Origin of the sequence: Bradyrhizobium arachidis (assembly GCF_015291705.1) — a bacterium.
In the GTDB taxonomy this organism is placed as follows: domain Bacteria; phylum Pseudomonadota; class Alphaproteobacteria; order Rhizobiales; family Xanthobacteraceae; genus Bradyrhizobium; species Bradyrhizobium arachidis.
Genome location: NZ_CP030050.1, coordinates 2633193 through 2649829, shown reverse-complemented (window position 1 = coordinate 2649829; position 16637 = coordinate 2633193). Strand labels below are relative to the sequence as shown.

Annotated in this window: 15 protein-coding genes; 9 read left to right on the top strand and 6 right to left on the bottom strand. The window is 63.6% G+C overall.

What is annotated here, in order from left to right:
- The first annotated feature begins 28 nt into the window (after positions 1–28).
- Both WN72_RS12205 and WN72_RS12200 read left to right on the top strand, forming a co-directional pair.
- Entirely contained in the window at positions 29–781 is a 753-nt protein-coding gene (locus WN72_RS12205; RefSeq protein ID WP_027558136.1) for a P-loop NTPase family protein, read from the top strand.
- Positions 782–843: 62 nt separating this feature from the next.
- Positions 844–1512 (top strand): hypothetical protein, encoded by a 669-nt coding sequence (locus WN72_RS12200; protein WP_027558135.1) that lies wholly within the window; start codon positions 844–846, stop codon positions 1510–1512.
- Positions 1513–1531: 19 nt separating this feature from the next.
- Here WN72_RS12200 and WN72_RS12195 read toward each other — a convergent pair whose 3' ends face one another.
- The 5 genes from WN72_RS12195 to petA form a co-directional block, all read right to left on the bottom strand.
- Complete coding sequence (locus WN72_RS12195; protein WP_027558134.1) at positions 1532–2071, bottom strand: adenine phosphoribosyltransferase; 540 nt, start codon at positions 2069–2071, stop codon at positions 1532–1534.
- A 137-nt stretch (positions 2072–2208) separates the two neighbouring features.
- A complete protein-coding gene (locus tag WN72_RS12190) occupies positions 2209–4374 on the bottom strand; it encodes an anthranilate synthase component I (protein ID WP_092217876.1) in 2166 nt (721 codons plus the stop codon).
- 297 nt (positions 4375–4671) lie between these two features.
- Positions 4672–5346 carry a dienelactone hydrolase family protein gene (locus WN72_RS12185; protein WP_092217875.1) on the bottom strand — a complete coding sequence of 225 codons (675 nt, stop codon included), beginning with the start codon at positions 5344–5346 and terminating at the stop codon, positions 4672–4674.
- Between the two features lie 216 nt (positions 5347–5562).
- Entirely contained in the window at positions 5563–7626 is a 2064-nt protein-coding gene (fbcH, locus tag WN72_RS12180) for a cytochrome b/c1 (RefSeq protein WP_027558131.1), read from the bottom strand.
- Positions 7627–7688: 62 nt separating this feature from the next.
- Complete coding sequence (gene petA, locus WN72_RS12175; RefSeq protein ID WP_027558130.1) at positions 7689–8219, bottom strand: ubiquinol-cytochrome c reductase iron-sulfur subunit; 531 nt, start codon at positions 8217–8219, stop codon at positions 7689–7691.
- A gap of 279 nt (positions 8220–8498) precedes the next feature.
- Here petA and WN72_RS12170 point away from each other — a divergent pair, with 279 nt between their 5' ends.
- From WN72_RS12170 to WN72_RS12140, 7 genes are all read left to right on the top strand, one after another.
- Positions 8499–8957 (top strand): tRNA (cytidine(34)-2'-O)-methyltransferase, encoded by a 459-nt coding sequence (locus WN72_RS12170; RefSeq protein ID WP_092217874.1) that lies wholly within the window; start codon positions 8499–8501, stop codon positions 8955–8957.
- A gap of 19 nt (positions 8958–8976) precedes the next feature.
- Positions 8977–9609 carry a 7-carboxy-7-deazaguanine synthase gene (gene queE, locus WN72_RS12165; protein ID WP_027558128.1) on the top strand — a complete coding sequence of 211 codons (633 nt, stop codon included), beginning with the start codon at positions 8977–8979 and terminating at the stop codon, positions 9607–9609.
- A gap of 17 nt (positions 9610–9626) precedes the next feature.
- Positions 9627–9992, top strand: a complete 366-nt coding sequence (locus WN72_RS12160) for a 6-pyruvoyl trahydropterin synthase family protein (RefSeq protein ID WP_027558127.1) — start codon at positions 9627–9629, stop codon at positions 9990–9992.
- 123 nt (positions 9993–10115) lie between these two features.
- On the top strand, positions 10116–11003 hold the full coding sequence (gene hemF, locus WN72_RS12155) for an oxygen-dependent coproporphyrinogen oxidase (protein ID WP_194483020.1): 888 nt from the start codon (positions 10116–10118) through the stop codon (positions 11001–11003).
- A complete protein-coding gene (locus tag WN72_RS12150; protein ID WP_092217872.1) occupies positions 10994–11740 on the top strand; it encodes an HAD family hydrolase in 747 nt (248 codons plus the stop codon). Before hemF ends, WN72_RS12150 begins: the two co-directional genes overlap by 10 nt.
- A gap of 298 nt (positions 11741–12038) precedes the next feature.
- Positions 12039–13112 carry a hypothetical protein gene (locus WN72_RS12145; protein WP_143130715.1) on the top strand — a complete coding sequence of 358 codons (1074 nt, stop codon included), beginning with the start codon at positions 12039–12041 and terminating at the stop codon, positions 13110–13112.
- Between the two features lie 130 nt (positions 13113–13242).
- Positions 13243–13470: a YodC family protein gene (locus WN72_RS12140; RefSeq protein WP_027558123.1), complete on the top strand. Its 228-nt coding sequence runs from the start codon at positions 13243–13245 to the stop codon at positions 13468–13470.
- 137 nt (positions 13471–13607) lie between these two features.
- Here WN72_RS12140 and WN72_RS12135 read toward each other — a convergent pair whose 3' ends face one another.
- A complete protein-coding gene (locus WN72_RS12135) occupies positions 13608–16595 on the bottom strand; it encodes an efflux RND transporter permease subunit (RefSeq protein WP_208617506.1) in 2988 nt (995 codons plus the stop codon).
- Positions 16596–16637: the final 42 nt, after the last annotated feature.

Here is a 16637-nt window from a genome sequence, read left to right as displayed (position 1 = left end):
GATCGGGGGCGCGCGTTAGGGGACAGCAATGGCAAAGCCGGCAGTGGTTGTGGTGGGCGCGGACAAGGGCGGGGTCGGCAAGACCACGGTATCGCGCACCCTGCTCGATTATTTCTCAGCCAACAACGTGCCGACTCGTGCCTTCGACACGGAGTCGCCGCGCGGAACCCTGAAGCGCTTCCACCCTGATATCACCGAGATCGTCGACATGACGACGACGGCCGACCAGATGAAAATTTTCGACACGCTCAACGCGGTCAGCCCGTCGGTCACCGTCATCGACGTCCGCGCCGGTCTGCTCTCGCCCGCGCTGGCCTCGCTCCGCGACATCGGCTTCCTCGACGCCGCCAAGGCCGGCCAGATCACCTTCGCGGTGTTCCATATCCTCGGCCCCTCGATCGCCTCGCTGGAGGAAATCGCCGAGACCGCCGGCTTCATGACCGGCGCGAAATACTTCCTGGTCAAGAATTTCATCAACGATACCCAGTTCTTCCAGTGGGATCAGGCGACCTATAATTCCTATTTCCACCGCATCAAGGACGCCACCGAGCTGACCATCCCCAAGCTCAACGAGATGGCCTATGAGCAGGTCGAGGTGTCGTCCGTTCCGTTCCTGAAATTCGTCGCCAACAAGGGCATCAGCGACGAGGCCGCGAACTATTCCTTCGTGCTACGCGGCTATGTCCGCCACTGGCTGGCCAATGTCTGGAGCGAGTTCGACCGCATTCGCCTGACGGACATCGTCGGTTCGAAGCCGGTGACCCGCAACAGCGAAAAATAGTTGCGGACCCCGGGCTGATACGGCTGGATTGGGCGGCAAGTTCGCTCAAATAATAACCCGCAATGTCCGCGACACCCGTCTACATCATCTGCTCGCCCCGCCCGCAGGTCGGCAAGACCCTGCTGGCGCGGCTTCTGAGCGAATTCCTGCTGCTCAAGAACGGCAACGTGGCGGCCTTCGACGTCAATCTGAAGGAGCCGTCGCTGCTGGACTATCTGCCTGGCATCACCGAGACCGCCGACGTGATCGACACCTACGGCAAGATGCAGCTGATGGACCGCGTCATCGTCGATGACGGCCTCGCCAAGGTCATCGACCTCGGCTTCCACGCCTTCGACGAGTTCTTCAAGATGACCGAGGAGATCGGCCTGCTCAAGGAAGCGGCACGCCGGCATGTCGCACCGCAGATCATGTTCGTCGCCGACACCGACCGCGTCTCGGCGCGCGCCCACGAGATGCTGCGCGGACAGATCCCCCGGATGAGCTTGATCACGGTTGACAATGAATATGTCGTGCGCGGCGAGCTGCCGGCTGCGATGGAAGGCGGCCGGCTGTTCCGCCTGCCCGCGCTGCCCGGCTTCCTGAAAACCTATATCGACCGGCTGAACTTCTCCTTCACCGGCTATCTGCGCCAGGAGAAGGACTCCTCGACCGAGCTGCACCAGTGGACCCGGAGGAATTACCTCGCCTTCCGCGAGCTGGAGCTCAACCTGATCCTGCAGAGGTCGTGACCCGAAACGACCCGGACGCTCAGTGCCCCTCGAACGTCATCAGCGTGCGTACCGGCAGGTCCATGGCGCGCAGCTTGGCGGCGCCGCCGAGCTCGGGCAGGTCGACGATGAAGCAGGCAGCGATCACGTTGGCGCCGATCTGGCGCAGCAGTTTTACAGCGCCCTCCGCGGTGCCGCCGGTGGCGATGAGATCGTCGACGAGAATGACGCGTTCACCGGGCTGGACCGCATCCACATGCATCTCCATCTCGTCGATGCCGTATTCGAGCGAGTAGGCGATGCGCACGGTGGTGTGCGGCAGCTTGCCCTTCTTGCGGATCGGCACGAAGCCGGCCGAGAGCTGATGCGCCACCGCCCCGCCGATGATGAAGCCGCGCGCTTCCATGCCGGCGACCTTGTCGATCTTGTTGCCGGCCCAGGGATTGACGAGCTCGTCCACCGCGCGGCGGAAGGCGCGCGCATCGGCGAGCAAGGTCGTGATATCGCGGAACATGACCCCCGGCTTGGGATAGTCGGGGATGGTGCGGACGCTCGCCTTCAGATCGTGGTCAAAGGTCATTTGTATCCCATGTTAGCTGTCATTCCGGAGCGGCTCGAAGAGCCGAACTCTGGTGCGCAATTGCGCACCTGAGAATCTCGAGATTCCGGGTCTGGTGCTTGCGCACCATCCCGGAATGACGAGCATGAAACATGCACTCAATTCGTCCCGGCATCCAGCCGGAACGCATTCTCGACAATCTTCAAGCCCACCTCGTTGCCGAGCGACATCAGCGATTCCGGGTGGAATTGCACGCCGGCGACCGGCAGGGTCTTGTGCTCCAGCGCCATGGCGACGCCGTCCTCGGTGCTGGCGGTGACGCTTAGCACCTCCGGCATGCTGTCGCGCTCGACGAACAGCGAATGATAGCGGCCGATGACGATCTCGTTCGGCAGATTGCGCATCAAGCGTCCGCCGCGCACCTGCACCCGCGACGGCCGGCCGTGGGCTGGATGGGTGAGCTGGCCGAGCTCGCCGCCGAAATATTCGCCGATGGCCTGCACGCCGAGGCAGACGCCGAACACCGGCAGCTGCTTCTCCAGCGCCGCATCGATCGTCTTTTTGATCCCGAAATCTTCGGGGCGCCCAGGGCCAGGCGACAGCACGAGCAAATCCCACCTCTTGCGCTTGAGCATGTCGAGCGCATGCACATAGCGGACCACGGTGACCTCGGCGCCGACCTGGCGGAAATAGTCGGCGAGCATATGCACAAAGCTGTCGTCGTGGTCGATCAGCAGCACCTGCTTGCCCGAGCCTGTGGCATCGGGCGCGAAAGTGGAGAGCGGCTTTGGCGGATCGCCGCGCAGCGCCTGGAACAGCGCAGCGGCCTTGACCTGGCACTCGCGGTCTTCCGCGGCGGGATCGGAGTCGAACAGACAAGTCGCGCCGACCCGCACTTCGGCAAGGCCGTCTTTCATGCGGATGGTGCGGATGGTGAGGCCGGTGTTGATGCTGCCGTCAAAATTCACCGCGCCGATGGCGCCGGCGTACCAGCGCCGGGGCGAGCGTTCGTGATCCTCGACGAACTGCATCGCCCAGAGCTTTGGCGCGCCTGTTACGGTCACCGCCCAGGCATGGGTGAGGAACGCATCGAGCGCGTCGAAGCCGGGGCGCAGCATGCCCTCGACGTGATCGACGGTGTGGAACAGCTTTGAGTAGGTCTCGATCTGCCGCCTCGCCAGCACCTTGATGGTGCCGGGCACGCAGACGCGCGCCTTGTCGTTGCGATCGACGTCGGTGCACATGTTGAGCTCGAACTCGTCCTTCTCCGAGTTCAGCAGCTGGCGGATTTGTTCGGCATCACCGATCGCGTCGGTGCCGCGCGCGATCGTGCCCGAGATCGGGCAGGTCTCGACGCGGCGTCCGTCCGAGCGCACGAACATTTCCGGCGAGGCCGAGACGAGGAATTCGCCCTCGCCGAGATTCATCAGCGCGCCATAGGGCGATGGATTGATGACGCAGAGCCGCTGAAACACTTCGGCCGGCGAGCGATCGCATGGTTCTGCGAAGAGCTGGCCGGGCACAGCCTCGAACAAATCGCCGCGGGCAAACGCCGCGCGCGCGGTCTCGACGGTCGCCTGATATTCGCCGGGCGCGTGATCGGCAAAGCCCTGGCGCGGCGTCTTCAGATACGGGCTCTCGGCGGTCTCGCGCGGCAGGCCCTCGGTGGATTTGCCCTTCCAGGCAAAATCGTAGGTGAGCACCACGCCGCGGCCGGTGGCGCGGTCATAGGCCAGCAGGCGATCGGGAACGTAGAGCACGATGTCGCGCTGGTCGGCCTCGCGCGGGCGCTTTTGCACGAGGTCCTCGATCTGGAACACGAGGTCATAGGCGAAGGCGCCGAACAGGCCGAGCAGCCCGTCATCATTGGCGGAGAAAGCGGCAATGATGTCGCGCACCATCGACATCACGCTGGCGCGCCGCGTGCGCTGGTCCTCCTCGACCGGCGCATCGCCGCGGATGATGTGGCCGGCAAGGCGCGTGGCGGTCTTCTCGGAGATCACCACGCAAGGCTCGCGCAGCACGTCCGCGAGGAAGGCGATCAGTACCTGGCCGCGTTCGTTGAGCGCCTCCAGCTTGAAATCGACGCCTGATGTCTCGAGCTTGAGCGGCGGATCGGAGAAGCCGAGGTCAAAGCTCTCGTAGCGGCCGGGCACGGTGGTGCCCGAGGACAGCACCACCCCGCGGCGGCGGTCGAGCAGATTGATGAGATCGTCGAGCCGATTGGCGCCGCCGGTGAATTGCTCCGCGACACGCGTGATCGCGAGACCGCCGCGGGTCACGTAATCGCTTCTGGCCGGGAGGGCAAAGACTATCCTGTTCATGTGATCCTCTTGGGGTCCTCTTACGAGACTTGCCGAGGGAACGCCACACAGGACAAACGAGAAGGCCGCCGCGCTGTGCTGGCGACCTCAGACGATTTGGGAAAGGAAAATCGCACCGGCCACCTCTTTAGGAGGTGCGCCACCAAAGACGGGCTGGGCGGACGGCGGTGCTCATGGGGCGGATACTCACCATGGCCCGGGGGCGGCGTCAAGGGTGGCGGCAAGGCGGTAGCCCGGATGGAGCGAACGGGGCGACGCTTCGCGCCGACCCGTTGGCTCCATCCGGGCTACGAGCGATCACCCAAGATGCTTCCGGAAAAACTCCGTCGCCCTGCCCCAGGCGAGCTCGGCGGCTTCGCGGTCGTGCACGGCCTGGCGCTGCTCGTTGACGAAGGCGTGTTCGGCGTCATAGCGGAACAGCTCGAGCGACTTGCCGGCGGCCTTCATGGCCTTCTCGAAGCCGCCCACCAGCTCCGGCGTGCACCAATCGTCCTTGTTGGCGAAATGGGCCTGGAGCGGGATCTTGACGTCGGCGGGCTTGGCGGCCTGCTCCGGCGGGATGCCGTAGAACACGACACCGGCGGCGAGCTCAGGCACATGGACCGCGCCGATGATGGTGACGGCACCGCCGAGGCAGAAGCCTGTCAGCCCGACCTTGGCACCGTTGCGCGACAGATATTGCGCGGCGCCGCGCACGGTCTGCGTGGTGGCATCCATGAAGTCGAGCGAGTTCATTTCCTTGTTGGCGGAATCCGTGTCGTGATACGGCACCACCTTGCCCTTGTAGAGATCGGGCGCCAGCGCATCGAAGCCGGCCAGCGCAAAGCGATCGCACAGGCCCTTGATCTGGTCCGACAGGCCCCACCATTCCTGGATCACGACCACGCCCGGCGCATTGCCGCGCGCGGCATTGGCGAGATAGCCCGAGGCGTCCTTGCCGTCCGGGCGCTTGAAGGTGATCGTGGTTCCCATGGTGTCCTCCGGTGAGTTTCTTGGGGGAGCGGTTGACGGCATTTTGGCGGGTGAGGACGTGTGAAGCAATCCACACTCTCGTCATTCCGGGGCGGTGCGCAGCACCGAACCCGGAATCTCGAGATTCCGGGTTCACGCCATCGCGCGCCGCCCCGGAATGACCGCACAACAAAAAAGCCCCCTTGCGGGGGCTTCTTCATTCTCGTCGCGCGCCGCTCAGTGGGAGTCGGCCCAGACCTTCTTCTTGGTGAAGTACATCAGCAGCGCGAAGATGATCAGGAACACGAACACCTGGAAACCGAGGCGCTTGCGCGCTTCCATGTGCGGTTCGGCGGTCCACATCAGGAACGTGGTGACGTCCTTGGAGTATTGCGCGACCGTCGTCGGCGAGCCGTCGTCATAGGTCACCTGGCCGTCGCTGAGCGGCTTCGGCATCTTGATGGCGTGGCCCGGGAAGTACCTGTTGAAGTAGGAGCCCTCCGGGATCGTCACGCCTTCCGGCACCTTCTCCTCAAAACCCTGGAGCACCGCCGCGACATAGTCCGGGCCCTGCTCCTGGTACTGGGTGAAGAAGTCGAAGATGAACCAGGGGAAACCGCGGCCGTAGGAACGCGCCTTGGTGATCAGCGACAGGTCGGGCGGCGCCGCACCGCCGTTGGCAGCACGGGCGGCCTGCTCGTTCGGGAACGGCGAGGGGAAGTAGTCGGCTGCCCGGCCAGGGCGCTCGAACATGTCGCCCGCGTCGTTCGGACCATCCTTGATCTTGTAGTCGGAGGCGAAGGCTGCCACCTGCGCCACGGAATAGCCGGGGCCACCGGGTTCACCGAGATTGCGGAAGGCGACGTAGGACAGGCCGTGGCAGTTGGCGCAGACCTCCTTGTAGACCTTCAGGCCGCGCTGGAGCGCGCCGCGGTCGAACTTGCCGAACGGACCTGAGAACGACCATTTGTTGCCCGGCGGCTTGTCGCTGCCTTCACTGGCCCGGGCATCCCCGAGGCTGCCGAGGAACAGCGCACCGGCGGCGACCAGCGCGACCGCGACGGAGGCCACAGCCTTGCTGCCCTTGGCGAGGATCGCCTCCGAGATCGAGTTCGGCACCGGCCGCGGCGTCTCGATGCGCGAGAGCAGCGGCAGCACGATCAGGAAATAGGCGAAGTAGCACACCGTCAGGACCCGGCCGGCAACCACGTAGATGCCTTCCGGCGGCTGCGCGCCGAGATAGCCGAGCAGGATGCAGACCGCGACGAAGATCCAGAAGAACTGCTTGGCCAGCGGACGGTACTTCGACGACCGCGTCCTGGCGCTGTCCAGCCAGGGCAGGAAGCACAGGATGATGATCGCCGAGAACATCGCGATGACGCCCGCGAGCTTGTTCGGGATCGAGCGCAGGATCGCGTAGAACGGCAGGTAATACCATTCCGGCACGATGTGCGGCGGCGTCACGCCCGGGTTCGCCGGAATGTAGTTGTCGGCATCGCCCAGATAGTTCGGCATGTAGAAGATGAACCAGGCGTAGAGCAGCAGGAAGCAGGACACGCCGAACATGTCCTTGATGGTCGCGTGCGGCGTGAACGGCACCGTGTCCTTTTCCGTCTTCGGCTCGACGCCGTCGGGATTGTTCTGGCCGGCGACGTGCAGCGCCCAGACGTGCAGCACGACGACGCCTGCGATCAGGAACGGCAGGAGATAGTGCAGCGAGAAGAAGCGGTTCAGCGTCGGGTTGCCGACCGAATAGCCGCCCCACAGCAGCGTCACGATGCTCTCGCCGACATAGGGAATGGCGGAGAACAGGTTGGTGATGACGGTGGCGCCCCAGAAGCTCATCTGGCCCCACGGCAGCACGTAGCCCATGAAGCCCGTCGCCATCATCAGGAGGTAGATGATGACGCCGAGGATCCACAGCACCTCGCGCGGCTCCTTGTAGGAGCCGTAATAGAGGCCGCGCAGCATGTGGACATAGACCGCGAAGAAGAACATCGACGCGCCGCAGGCGTGCATGTTGCGCAGCAACCAGCCGTAATTGACGTCACGGACGATCAGCTCGACCGACTTGAAGGCGAGATCGGCATGCGGCGTGTAGTGCATCGCCAGGATGACGCCGGTGAGGATCTGCATCCCCAGCATGAAGGAGAGGATGGCGCCGAAGGTCCACCAGTAGTTCAGGTTGCGCGGGGTGGGATAGACGACGAAGGAAGAGTGCATGAGGCCGAGGATCGGCAGACGCCGCTCGATCCATTGCAGGGCCGGATTGCTCGGCTGGTAGTCGGATGGTCCGCTCATGATGCGATCCTGAGGAAATATAACGACGAGACGGCGCGAAGCTTCGGACGCAGGTCCGCGGCTCAGCCGATCTGGATTTTGGTGTCGGAAACGAACTGGTACGGCGGCACGGCCAGGTTCGCGGGCGCGGGTCCCTGGCGGATGCGGCCAGACGAGTCGTACTGCGACCCATGGCAGGGGCAGAAAAAGCCGTCGTAATTGCCCTCATGGGCGATCGGGATGCAGCCGAGATGGGTGCAGATGCCGATCACGACCAGCCACTGCTCATGGCCGGACTTGACGCGGGCCTCGTCGGTCTGCGGATCGGGCAGGCTCGCCACGTTGACGGCGCGCGCCTCGTCGATCTGCTTCTTGGTGCGGTGGCTGATGTAGATCGGCTTGCCGCGCCAGAACACCTTGATGTCCTGGCCCTCGGCGACCGGGCTGAGATCGACCTCGATCGGCGCACCGGCGGCGATGGTCGACGCATCGGGATTCATTTGGGAGATGAAGGGCCAGAGCGCGGCTGCGCCCCCTACTGCTGCAGCTGCCCCTGTTGCAACGAATAAGAAATCACGGCGTGTCGGATGGTCCGCCGAAGACGCTGTCGTCACGATTCCAACCCTTTCTTCTTATGCTGCCGGCGGAACCGCTCCGGGAGCCCCCAAGGTCCCCAGAACAGCCTGCCGGCGCCCGCGGCCCCCCGCGGCGGCAGAACTTCACTTGTCCCCACCAAAACAAGGGCGAAAACAGCAGTCCAGAATCGTTCTATTGGCACCCTTGCCGGGCGAGCGCAAGCCCGCTAACGGCGCGGGAGCGTGCAATGCACGAATTCCCGCGCCAGCGATGTTTTATTGAGACAATTCGGTCCCGGCCCAACCCGACATCAAGCCATGCAGATAGCGCTTTTCCAGCCTGACATCCCCCAGAACACCGGCACGATTCTCCGCCTCTGCGCCTGCCTGGGTATGACTGCCCATATCATCGAGCCGGCAGGGTTCCCGGTCTCCGACCGCCATTTCCGCCGGGCGGGAATGGATTATCTTGACCATGTCAGCATCGTCAGACACGACTCCTGGGCGAAGTTCGAGGAGTGGCGCGCGGCACAGGGCTACCGCCTGCTCCTGTTCACCACCAAGGGTGCCACCGACTACCGCGATTTCCGTTACCAGACGGCGGACATCCTGCTATTCGGGCGCGAGAGCGCCGGGGTCACCGACGCGGTGGTCGAGGCCGCGGATGCGCGGCTGGTGATCCCGATCAATCCGGGGCTGCGGTCGCTCAATGTCGCCATGAGCGCGGCGATGGCCGCAGGCGAAGCGCTGCGGCAGCTCCGGAACCCGCAAGTTTGAGACCATTGAGGAGAGACCAGTGAGTTACGCGGTCAAGGAGATCTTCCTGACCCTGCAAGGCGAAGGCGCCCATGCCGGGCGCGCGTCCGTGTTCTGCCGTTTTGCCGGCTGCAACCTCTGGAGCGGCCGCGAGGCCGACCGCACGGACGCCGTGTGCAAGTTCTGTGACACGGACTTCGTCGGCACCGACGGCACGCTCGGCGGCCGTTACGCCTCGGCTGCGGATCTCGCCGACACCATCGCCGCGCAGTGGACCGCCTCCAACGACAACCGCTATGTGGTGCTGACCGGCGGCGAGCCGCTGCTCCAGGTCGACGCCGACCTGATCGATGCGCTCCATGCGCGCGGCTTCGAGATCGGCGTCGAGACCAACGGCACGATTGCAGCGCCTGACGGCCTCGACTGGATCTGCGTCAGTCCCAAGGGCGGCAGCGAGCTCGTGCAGACGCGCGGGCATGAGCTGAAGCTGGTCTATCCGCAGGCCCTCGCCGCCCCCGAGACCTTCGAGGGCCTCGCCTTCGAGCGCTTCTCGCTGCAGCCGATGGACGGGCCCGAGGTCACGGAGAACACCGCGCGCGCGATCGACTATTGCCTGCGCCACCCGCAGTGGCGGCTGAGCGTGCAGACGCATAAATCGCTCGGCATCAGATAGGATTGGTTTTCGGACAGATGTGGGAATTGACCAAATCGTTCCGCTTCGAGGCGGCGCATTCACTATCGGGCACGACCTTCGGTGCAGCGAGCGAGGAGATCCACGGCCACTCCTTCCGCGCCGAGGTGACGCTGCGCGGCACGCCCGATCCCAAGACGGGCATGGTGGTCGACCTCGGCCTCGTCCAGCGCGCCATCGAGGACGTCAGGCTCACGCTCGACCACAAGTACCTCAACAAGATCGAGGCGCTGGGCACGCCGACGCTGGAAAACCTCTCGCGCTTCGTCTGGGAGCGGCTGGCGCATATCGGCAAGCTGACCCGCGTCAGCATCCACCGCGACAGTTGCAACGAGAGCTGCACCTATTACGGTCCGCAAGAATAGTCACGATCTCGTAGGGTGGGCAAAGCGGAGCGTGCCCACCAATCAAGACGACGGTGAAAGATGGTGGGCACGGCGCGAGGACGCCTTTGCCCACCCTACGGCAGCTTCGCTCGGGAATAGATGATGGACGCATCGACAATCGAAGACCGCAAGAGCCGCGCCCGCGCCTGGTTCGAAGCCCTGCGCGATGACATCTGCGCAAGCTTCGAGCGGCTCGAGGACGACGCGCCGCAGAGCCTCTATCCGGGCGAGGCCGGCCGCTTCGAACGCACGCCCTGGCAGCGCACCGACCACTCTGGCGCGGCGGGCGGCGGCGGCATGATGTCGATGATGCATGGGCGCCTGTTCGAGAAGGTCGGCGTGCATTGCTCGACCGTGCATGGCGAATTCGCACCCGAGTTTCGCGCGCAGATTCCGGGCGCGGCGGAGGACCCGAAATTCTGGGCCTCCGGCATCTCGCTGATCGCACATATGCGCAATCCGCATGTGCCCGCCGTGCACATGAACACGCGCTTCGTCGTCACCACCAAAGCCTGGTTCGGCGGCGGCGCGGACCTGACGCCGGTGCTCGACCGCCGGCGCACGCAGGAGGATGCCGACACGCTCGCTTTCCATGCCGCGATGAAAGAGGCGTGCGACCAGCCGAACGGCGTTGCCGACTACGACAAGTACAAGAAGTGGTGCGACGAGTATTTCTACCTGCCGCACCGGAAAGAGGCGCGCGGCATCGGCGGCATCTTCTACGACTGGCACGACAGCGGCGATTGGGACGCCGACCTCGCCTTCACGCAGGATGTCGGCCGCACCTTCCTGAAGATCTACCCCGAGATCGTCAGGCGTAATTTCGCGAGCGCCTGGACGGCTGATGATCGCGAGGAGCAACTGATCCGGCGCGGGCGCTATGTCGAATTCAACCTGCTCTACGACCGCGGCACCATCTTCGGGCTCAAGACCGGCGGCAATGTGGACTCCATCCTGTCGTCGCTGCCGCCGGAGGTGAAATGGCCATGAGCGCTTTGAGGCCACTGCCGCGCGCCATGTTGATCGACATGGACGACACCATCCTGTCGGCCTATGGCCGGCCCGAGATCGCCTGGAACACCATCGCCAACGAATTCGCCGCAGAGCTTGCCCCGCTGCCGCCGCGGGAGGTCGCAACGGCGGTGCTGGCCTTCGCGCGAAACTTCTGGACCAATGCGGACGCCTCGTGGCGGCTCAGGCTCGCCGAAGCCCGTCATCTGACGGTGAAGGGCGGCTTCGCCGCGCTCGCCGCCGCCGGCCACCGCGCGCTCCCCGACGATCTCGCCATCCGCATCGCCGACCGCTTCACCGCCTATCGCGAGGAGGAGATGTTCGTCTTCCCCGGCGCGCATGAGGCGATCGACCAGTTGAAGGCGCTCGGGGTCAAGCTCGCGCTGGTGACCAACGGCGCCGCCGATACCCAGCGCGCCAAGGTCGAGCGCTTCGAGCTCGCGCACCGCTTCCACCACATCCAGATCGAAGGCGAGCACGGTTTCGGCAAGCCCGAGGAGCGCGCCTATCTGCACGCGATGGAGGCGCTCGGCGTCAGCGCGAAAGACACCTGGATGATCGGCGACAATCTGGAATGGGAAGTCGTGACGCCGCAGCGGCTCGGCATCTATGCGATCTGGATCGACGTGCATGGCGACGGCCTGCCCGCAGGCTCGACCGTCAGGCCCGACCGCATCATCCGCTCGCTGACCGAGCTCGTGCCGGACCGGGCTTGATCGGGGCACGCCACCAAAAATCGAAAACAACCCCATGCACAGTAGCGGGGTGTTGCAAATTCAAGAGATTGCTGATTTTCAGAATAGTCGTTGACGCGTCGGGCAAAACAGGGGCATGATGTCATCGTCGCGATGTCCGATGGACAGGCGGGCCCGCATCATCCGCTCGCCCATCGAGCCGCCGCCTCCCGACATCCGACAGCGCCCCTGCCCCACTTGAAGTGAAATACCTCACAGTTCGCAATCCGCGATTGCGCTACTTTTGCACCATGGGGCGTGGAGTGAGTTGGAGGCGATCATGGAGCAGGAGAAGGAGAAGGAGAAGGAGAAGGACGCAGCGCAGAAGCAGCCTCCCGCCGAGGAACCGCTGGGTTGGCTCGCCAAGTTCGATCGCCGTTTCACCCTCGTCAAAGGCCTCTCGGTCGTGACGGTGCTGAGCAGCCTCTTTGTCGGATCCTTTCAGTACCTGGGATCCTATCAGGACAAGGTGAGCGCTCAGGCCAAGGAAAACATGCAAGCCGCGGCGAAGACGTTCGACGACATCTCGACGAAGTTTTCCCAGGTGCAGGCGCTGCAACAGCAGCTGTTCTCCGACTACGCGACCGCACTCGACGATCGCGCCGACGCCAGCGAGCAGGCTCTTGCCGTCAAGAGCGCCCAGGAGATTCTGAAGGTCTACGAAGACGCCCAGCTCGCCCTGTTCGAAACCGGCGAGTTGATGGCGCGCAACGCCCAGATGTACATCGACTGGGCGACGAACTTCAGGCGCGATCCGACGGAACAATCTGCCCCGACGAGCGATCCGCTCGACCAGACCCTGCTGCGCGCCTATGACTTCGATTGCGACCACAACCTGCCGCAATTCATGCCCGCGAACGGCAGCACGGCCGCCGCCCCGCGCGTCTCTGCCGAGAATGCGTGCACGATCGATGCCAAGCATAATTGGGACCCGGCCTATTCCTACGTCGATATCTGTCCCAAGAACCGCGAGAAGGCCGGCTCGAACGAGTCCGTGACGATTCATTGGTACAGCGCCAAGCACCAGGTGCTGGTGATGCACTATTGCCTGCGCAATTTGCACGAGAGATTGGCGCCGGTGCGCCACTGGGCTTCGCGACCCGAAGCGAAGGCGGCCGCGAGCGAGGCTTCACCGCCGGTCGATCGGGACAACATCCAATTGGCGATCGACCTTCAGGCCAAGCGGCTCAACGCCTTCATGAACCTTGCGACCTTCGACATGGACGGCATCCGGGAGAGTTATCGTCCGGACAGCTTTGCCTGCCGTGTCCCGATCGTGACGTCCGTGGTGGGCTTCTTCAACGATTCCTGCACGCCGATCAAAACGACGCCGATCATCGTCACCAGGCGTTGATATCGCACCGGAATTTCGGGCGGCGCGGAGGCGTCCGCATCACCGGCTGAAACCCGGCCGCCGGTGATCGCCCTGTCATGACCGCCTGCTAACTTCGCCGCCGCGTCGATCAACTCGAAAGGGACAATCCATGGACTTGAAAGCCGGCGATGTCGTGATGCTGAAATCCGGCGGCCAGCCGCTGACCGTCGCGGAAGTGAAAGAAGACGACGTGCTCTGCCTCTGGATGGGCATGGAAGGCGACCTGTTCCGCGAGACGCTGCCGCTGGCCACGCTCGTGCAGGTGGAGGAAGACCCCGACGAGGAAGAGGACGACGAAGATGAGGATGAAGACGAGGACGACGAAGACGAGGAGTAGGCGCGCCTAAGACCGCATCCTCATCAGGCCGGAGCGTTCCGCTCCGGCGCTCTGATGTCCGCCTCTCTGCCGATAACGCTGCAATGGCGGACATCGCTGGATGGCGCGGATGGGCCAGAACTGACAATGCGATGGCTTCAATGGTGACTCCCGCCGAACCGGAAGAGCAAAAAATAGCCCGCCGGAACGAAAAACAATGTCAGCAACGAGGCGATGGCGAGCCCGGACATCATGAGTATCGCCATTGGCTGCCACAGCGCGCCACCCGCGATCGCCATCGGCGCCAGTCCGAGAACGGTAGTCGCCGAAGTCAAGAGGATCGGCCGTAGCCGCTTTTCGGCGGCCGAAACGATCGCGTCCCGTAAACTCAGCTCCCTTCGTTCGATGTCGATCTGATCAATCAATACGATCGCGTTATTGATGATGATTCCCGACAGGCTAATGATGCCGAGCGTTCCGAAGAAGGAAAGCGGTTGCCCGGTCAGCAGCAGGCCATAGGGGATGCCGATCAGGATCAGCGGAACGGTGATGAACGTCAGGAGCGTGCGGCGGAACGAGTTGAATTGCAGAATGATCGCAAGCACCATGACCCCCAGGGCAAGGGGAAATCCAGCGACGAGCTTCTGGTTTGTCTCCGCACTCTGTTCGATCTCACCTCCGATCGCGACATGATAGCCGCCTGCAAGGTCGAGAGTCTGCAGACCCGGGCGAATGGACTCGAGAAGCTGACCAGCCGTCATGGATGCACCCCGCGCAGACACCGTGATCGTTCGCTCCTGATTCTTCCGGCGGATGCGCGCAAGATCGAATTCGGGCCGCAGCCTCGCGAACTGCGCCAGCGGAATCAGACCGCCGTTCTTCGCAAAGGTCGCACTGGTGAGACCTTCCAGGTTTTCCGACGTGTAGGCTCCGGCGCGGAGCACGATCGGAATGAGATTGTCGCCTTCGCGATAGGTCGACACCGCGTCGCCGCTGAAATAGGTGTTGAGGAGCTGGGCGATGTCTTCCGTGGTTATTCCAAGCTGGCGCGCGCGGTCCTGATCTATCTCGACGACCACTTTGATGAGCTTGTTGCCCCAATCGTCCTCATTTTCCCGGACGCCCGCTACGGCGCGAAGCAGCGATTGCACGTGTTCGCTCAGCTTCAAGAGGCGATCGGCATCGGGTCCGGAGATCTCCACGTCGACGATCCCCGATTCCACGGCCCCCATTGCAAGACGCTTGACCTTGAAGCGCCCCTCCGGGTGATTGGTGTAGAGGTACTTCCAGGCACGATCCGCTGCCCGCACCGCGCCGGGGTAATCGTTGGCATCGACAAGGAAGAAGGCCGACGCGGGATCGGGCGCCACAGGGGTCAACGTCAGATAGAAGCGCGGACCGCCGTCTCCGATATAGACGATGTTGCTAGCGACCTCGGGATTTTGCGTTTTGTCGCCGAGCCATCTGGAAATCGCCAGAGCCTGCGTCTCGGTGCGGGAAATATCCGTGCCATCGGGCATGTTCATGTAAATCAAAAATTGGTTGCGCTCGCTTAGCGGAAACATCTGTCTCGGCACGCGGCCGAACAGCGCAACAGAAAGCACGATCAGGCCGATGCACGCAGCCAGCACGAGAGGAGCGAACCGGAGCCCGGCCTGCAGGGCCGTGCCGTAAATCCATTGCAGCGGTGACGGAGACGCGGGCCGGTTTTCGCTGATCTCGACGCGGCCGAACAGCCAGACGGTCAGTGCCGGTAGGATGTAGAGGGCGGCGAGCCAAGAACCGGCCAACGTCAGGGCGACGACTGCGGCGAGCGAGTAACCGTATTCGCCCGACGATCCCGGCAACAGAAACAGGGGCAAGAAGGCCGCGACCGTGGTAACCGAGGATATCAGCAGCGGAAAGGCATATTGCTCTCCGGAGGCAAGACCCGCAGCCTGGGCCGGCATGCCGCGACCGATGCGACTGACGATATCCTCGACGATCACCACGCCATTGTCCACGAGAAGGCCAAGGGCAATGATGATGGCCGCGATCGAGACCTGCTCGAGCGCAATGCCGAGCTGACGCATGCCGATCAGCGCAAACATGATGGCAAACGGAACGATCATCGCCGCGATCAACCCCGCACGCAGGCCGAGAAACAGCACGACCAGCGCAGCCACGACCACGAAGGTTTGCGCCACGCTCGACAGCGCGGAATTGACGGAAGCGCGGACCTGATCGGCCTGGAAGCTCGCAAAGCTGATCGCGTACCCGATCGGAAGTTGTCGCTCATAGGCCTCCGCCTCGGCGCGCAGCCTCCGTCCGAGTTGCGTCACATCCTGGTCGGGCTGCATGATTACGCTGAGCACGACTGCGGCTCGCCCGTTGAAATAGACGGGCTTGGTCTTGGGAGAGACGTATCCGCGGTGAACGGTCACAAGATCGGCGAGCCGCACCAGGCTGTCCGTCACGCCCACGCGGGTCAGCATGGTCTCGATCGCACGCACGTTCGGAAAATCGCCGGATGTTTCCAACAGCAGTCGGGTGCCGTCCACATTCATGGACCCAGATGGAACCACAACGTTCTGCGCCTGCAGATCTTTTACCAGCGCGTTGACCTGGACGCCGACGGAGCCGAGTTTGCGCACATCGAGCTCAAGCCAAACCCGTTCGTCCTGAACGCCGAGAAGGTCGATCTTGGCGGTCCCGGGCAGATCATAGAGCTTCTTGCGAAAGTCTTCCCCGACGTCCTTCAATTCTCGCTGTGAAAAGCCCTCGCCGGTGATCGCGATCGTCGCGATTGCGACGTCACCGAAGTCGCTGTTGACGAAGGGGCCGGCGACGCCGGCGGGCAGCTCGACCTTCACGTCGCCCATCTTGTCACGCAGACGTTGCCAGGTCGCATTGACGTTGCCAATCTCATCCTTGAGATCGACGTAAATGATAAGCGATCCTTCGCTGGCAAGCGTTCTGATATCCTTGACTTCGGCCAACTCGCGGATCTTGCGCTCGATCGGAATCGCAATCAGGTTTTCAACGCGCTCCGGTGCCATTCCCGGGGACAGCGCCGATACCACCGCGGTCCGGATCACGACGACCGGATCTTCACGCTTGGGAAAACTCGGGTAGAGCGCCACGCCCGCAGCAAGCAGTACGATCATGACTGCGATGGTGAATCGTGACCGGGCGAGACTAAATCGCGT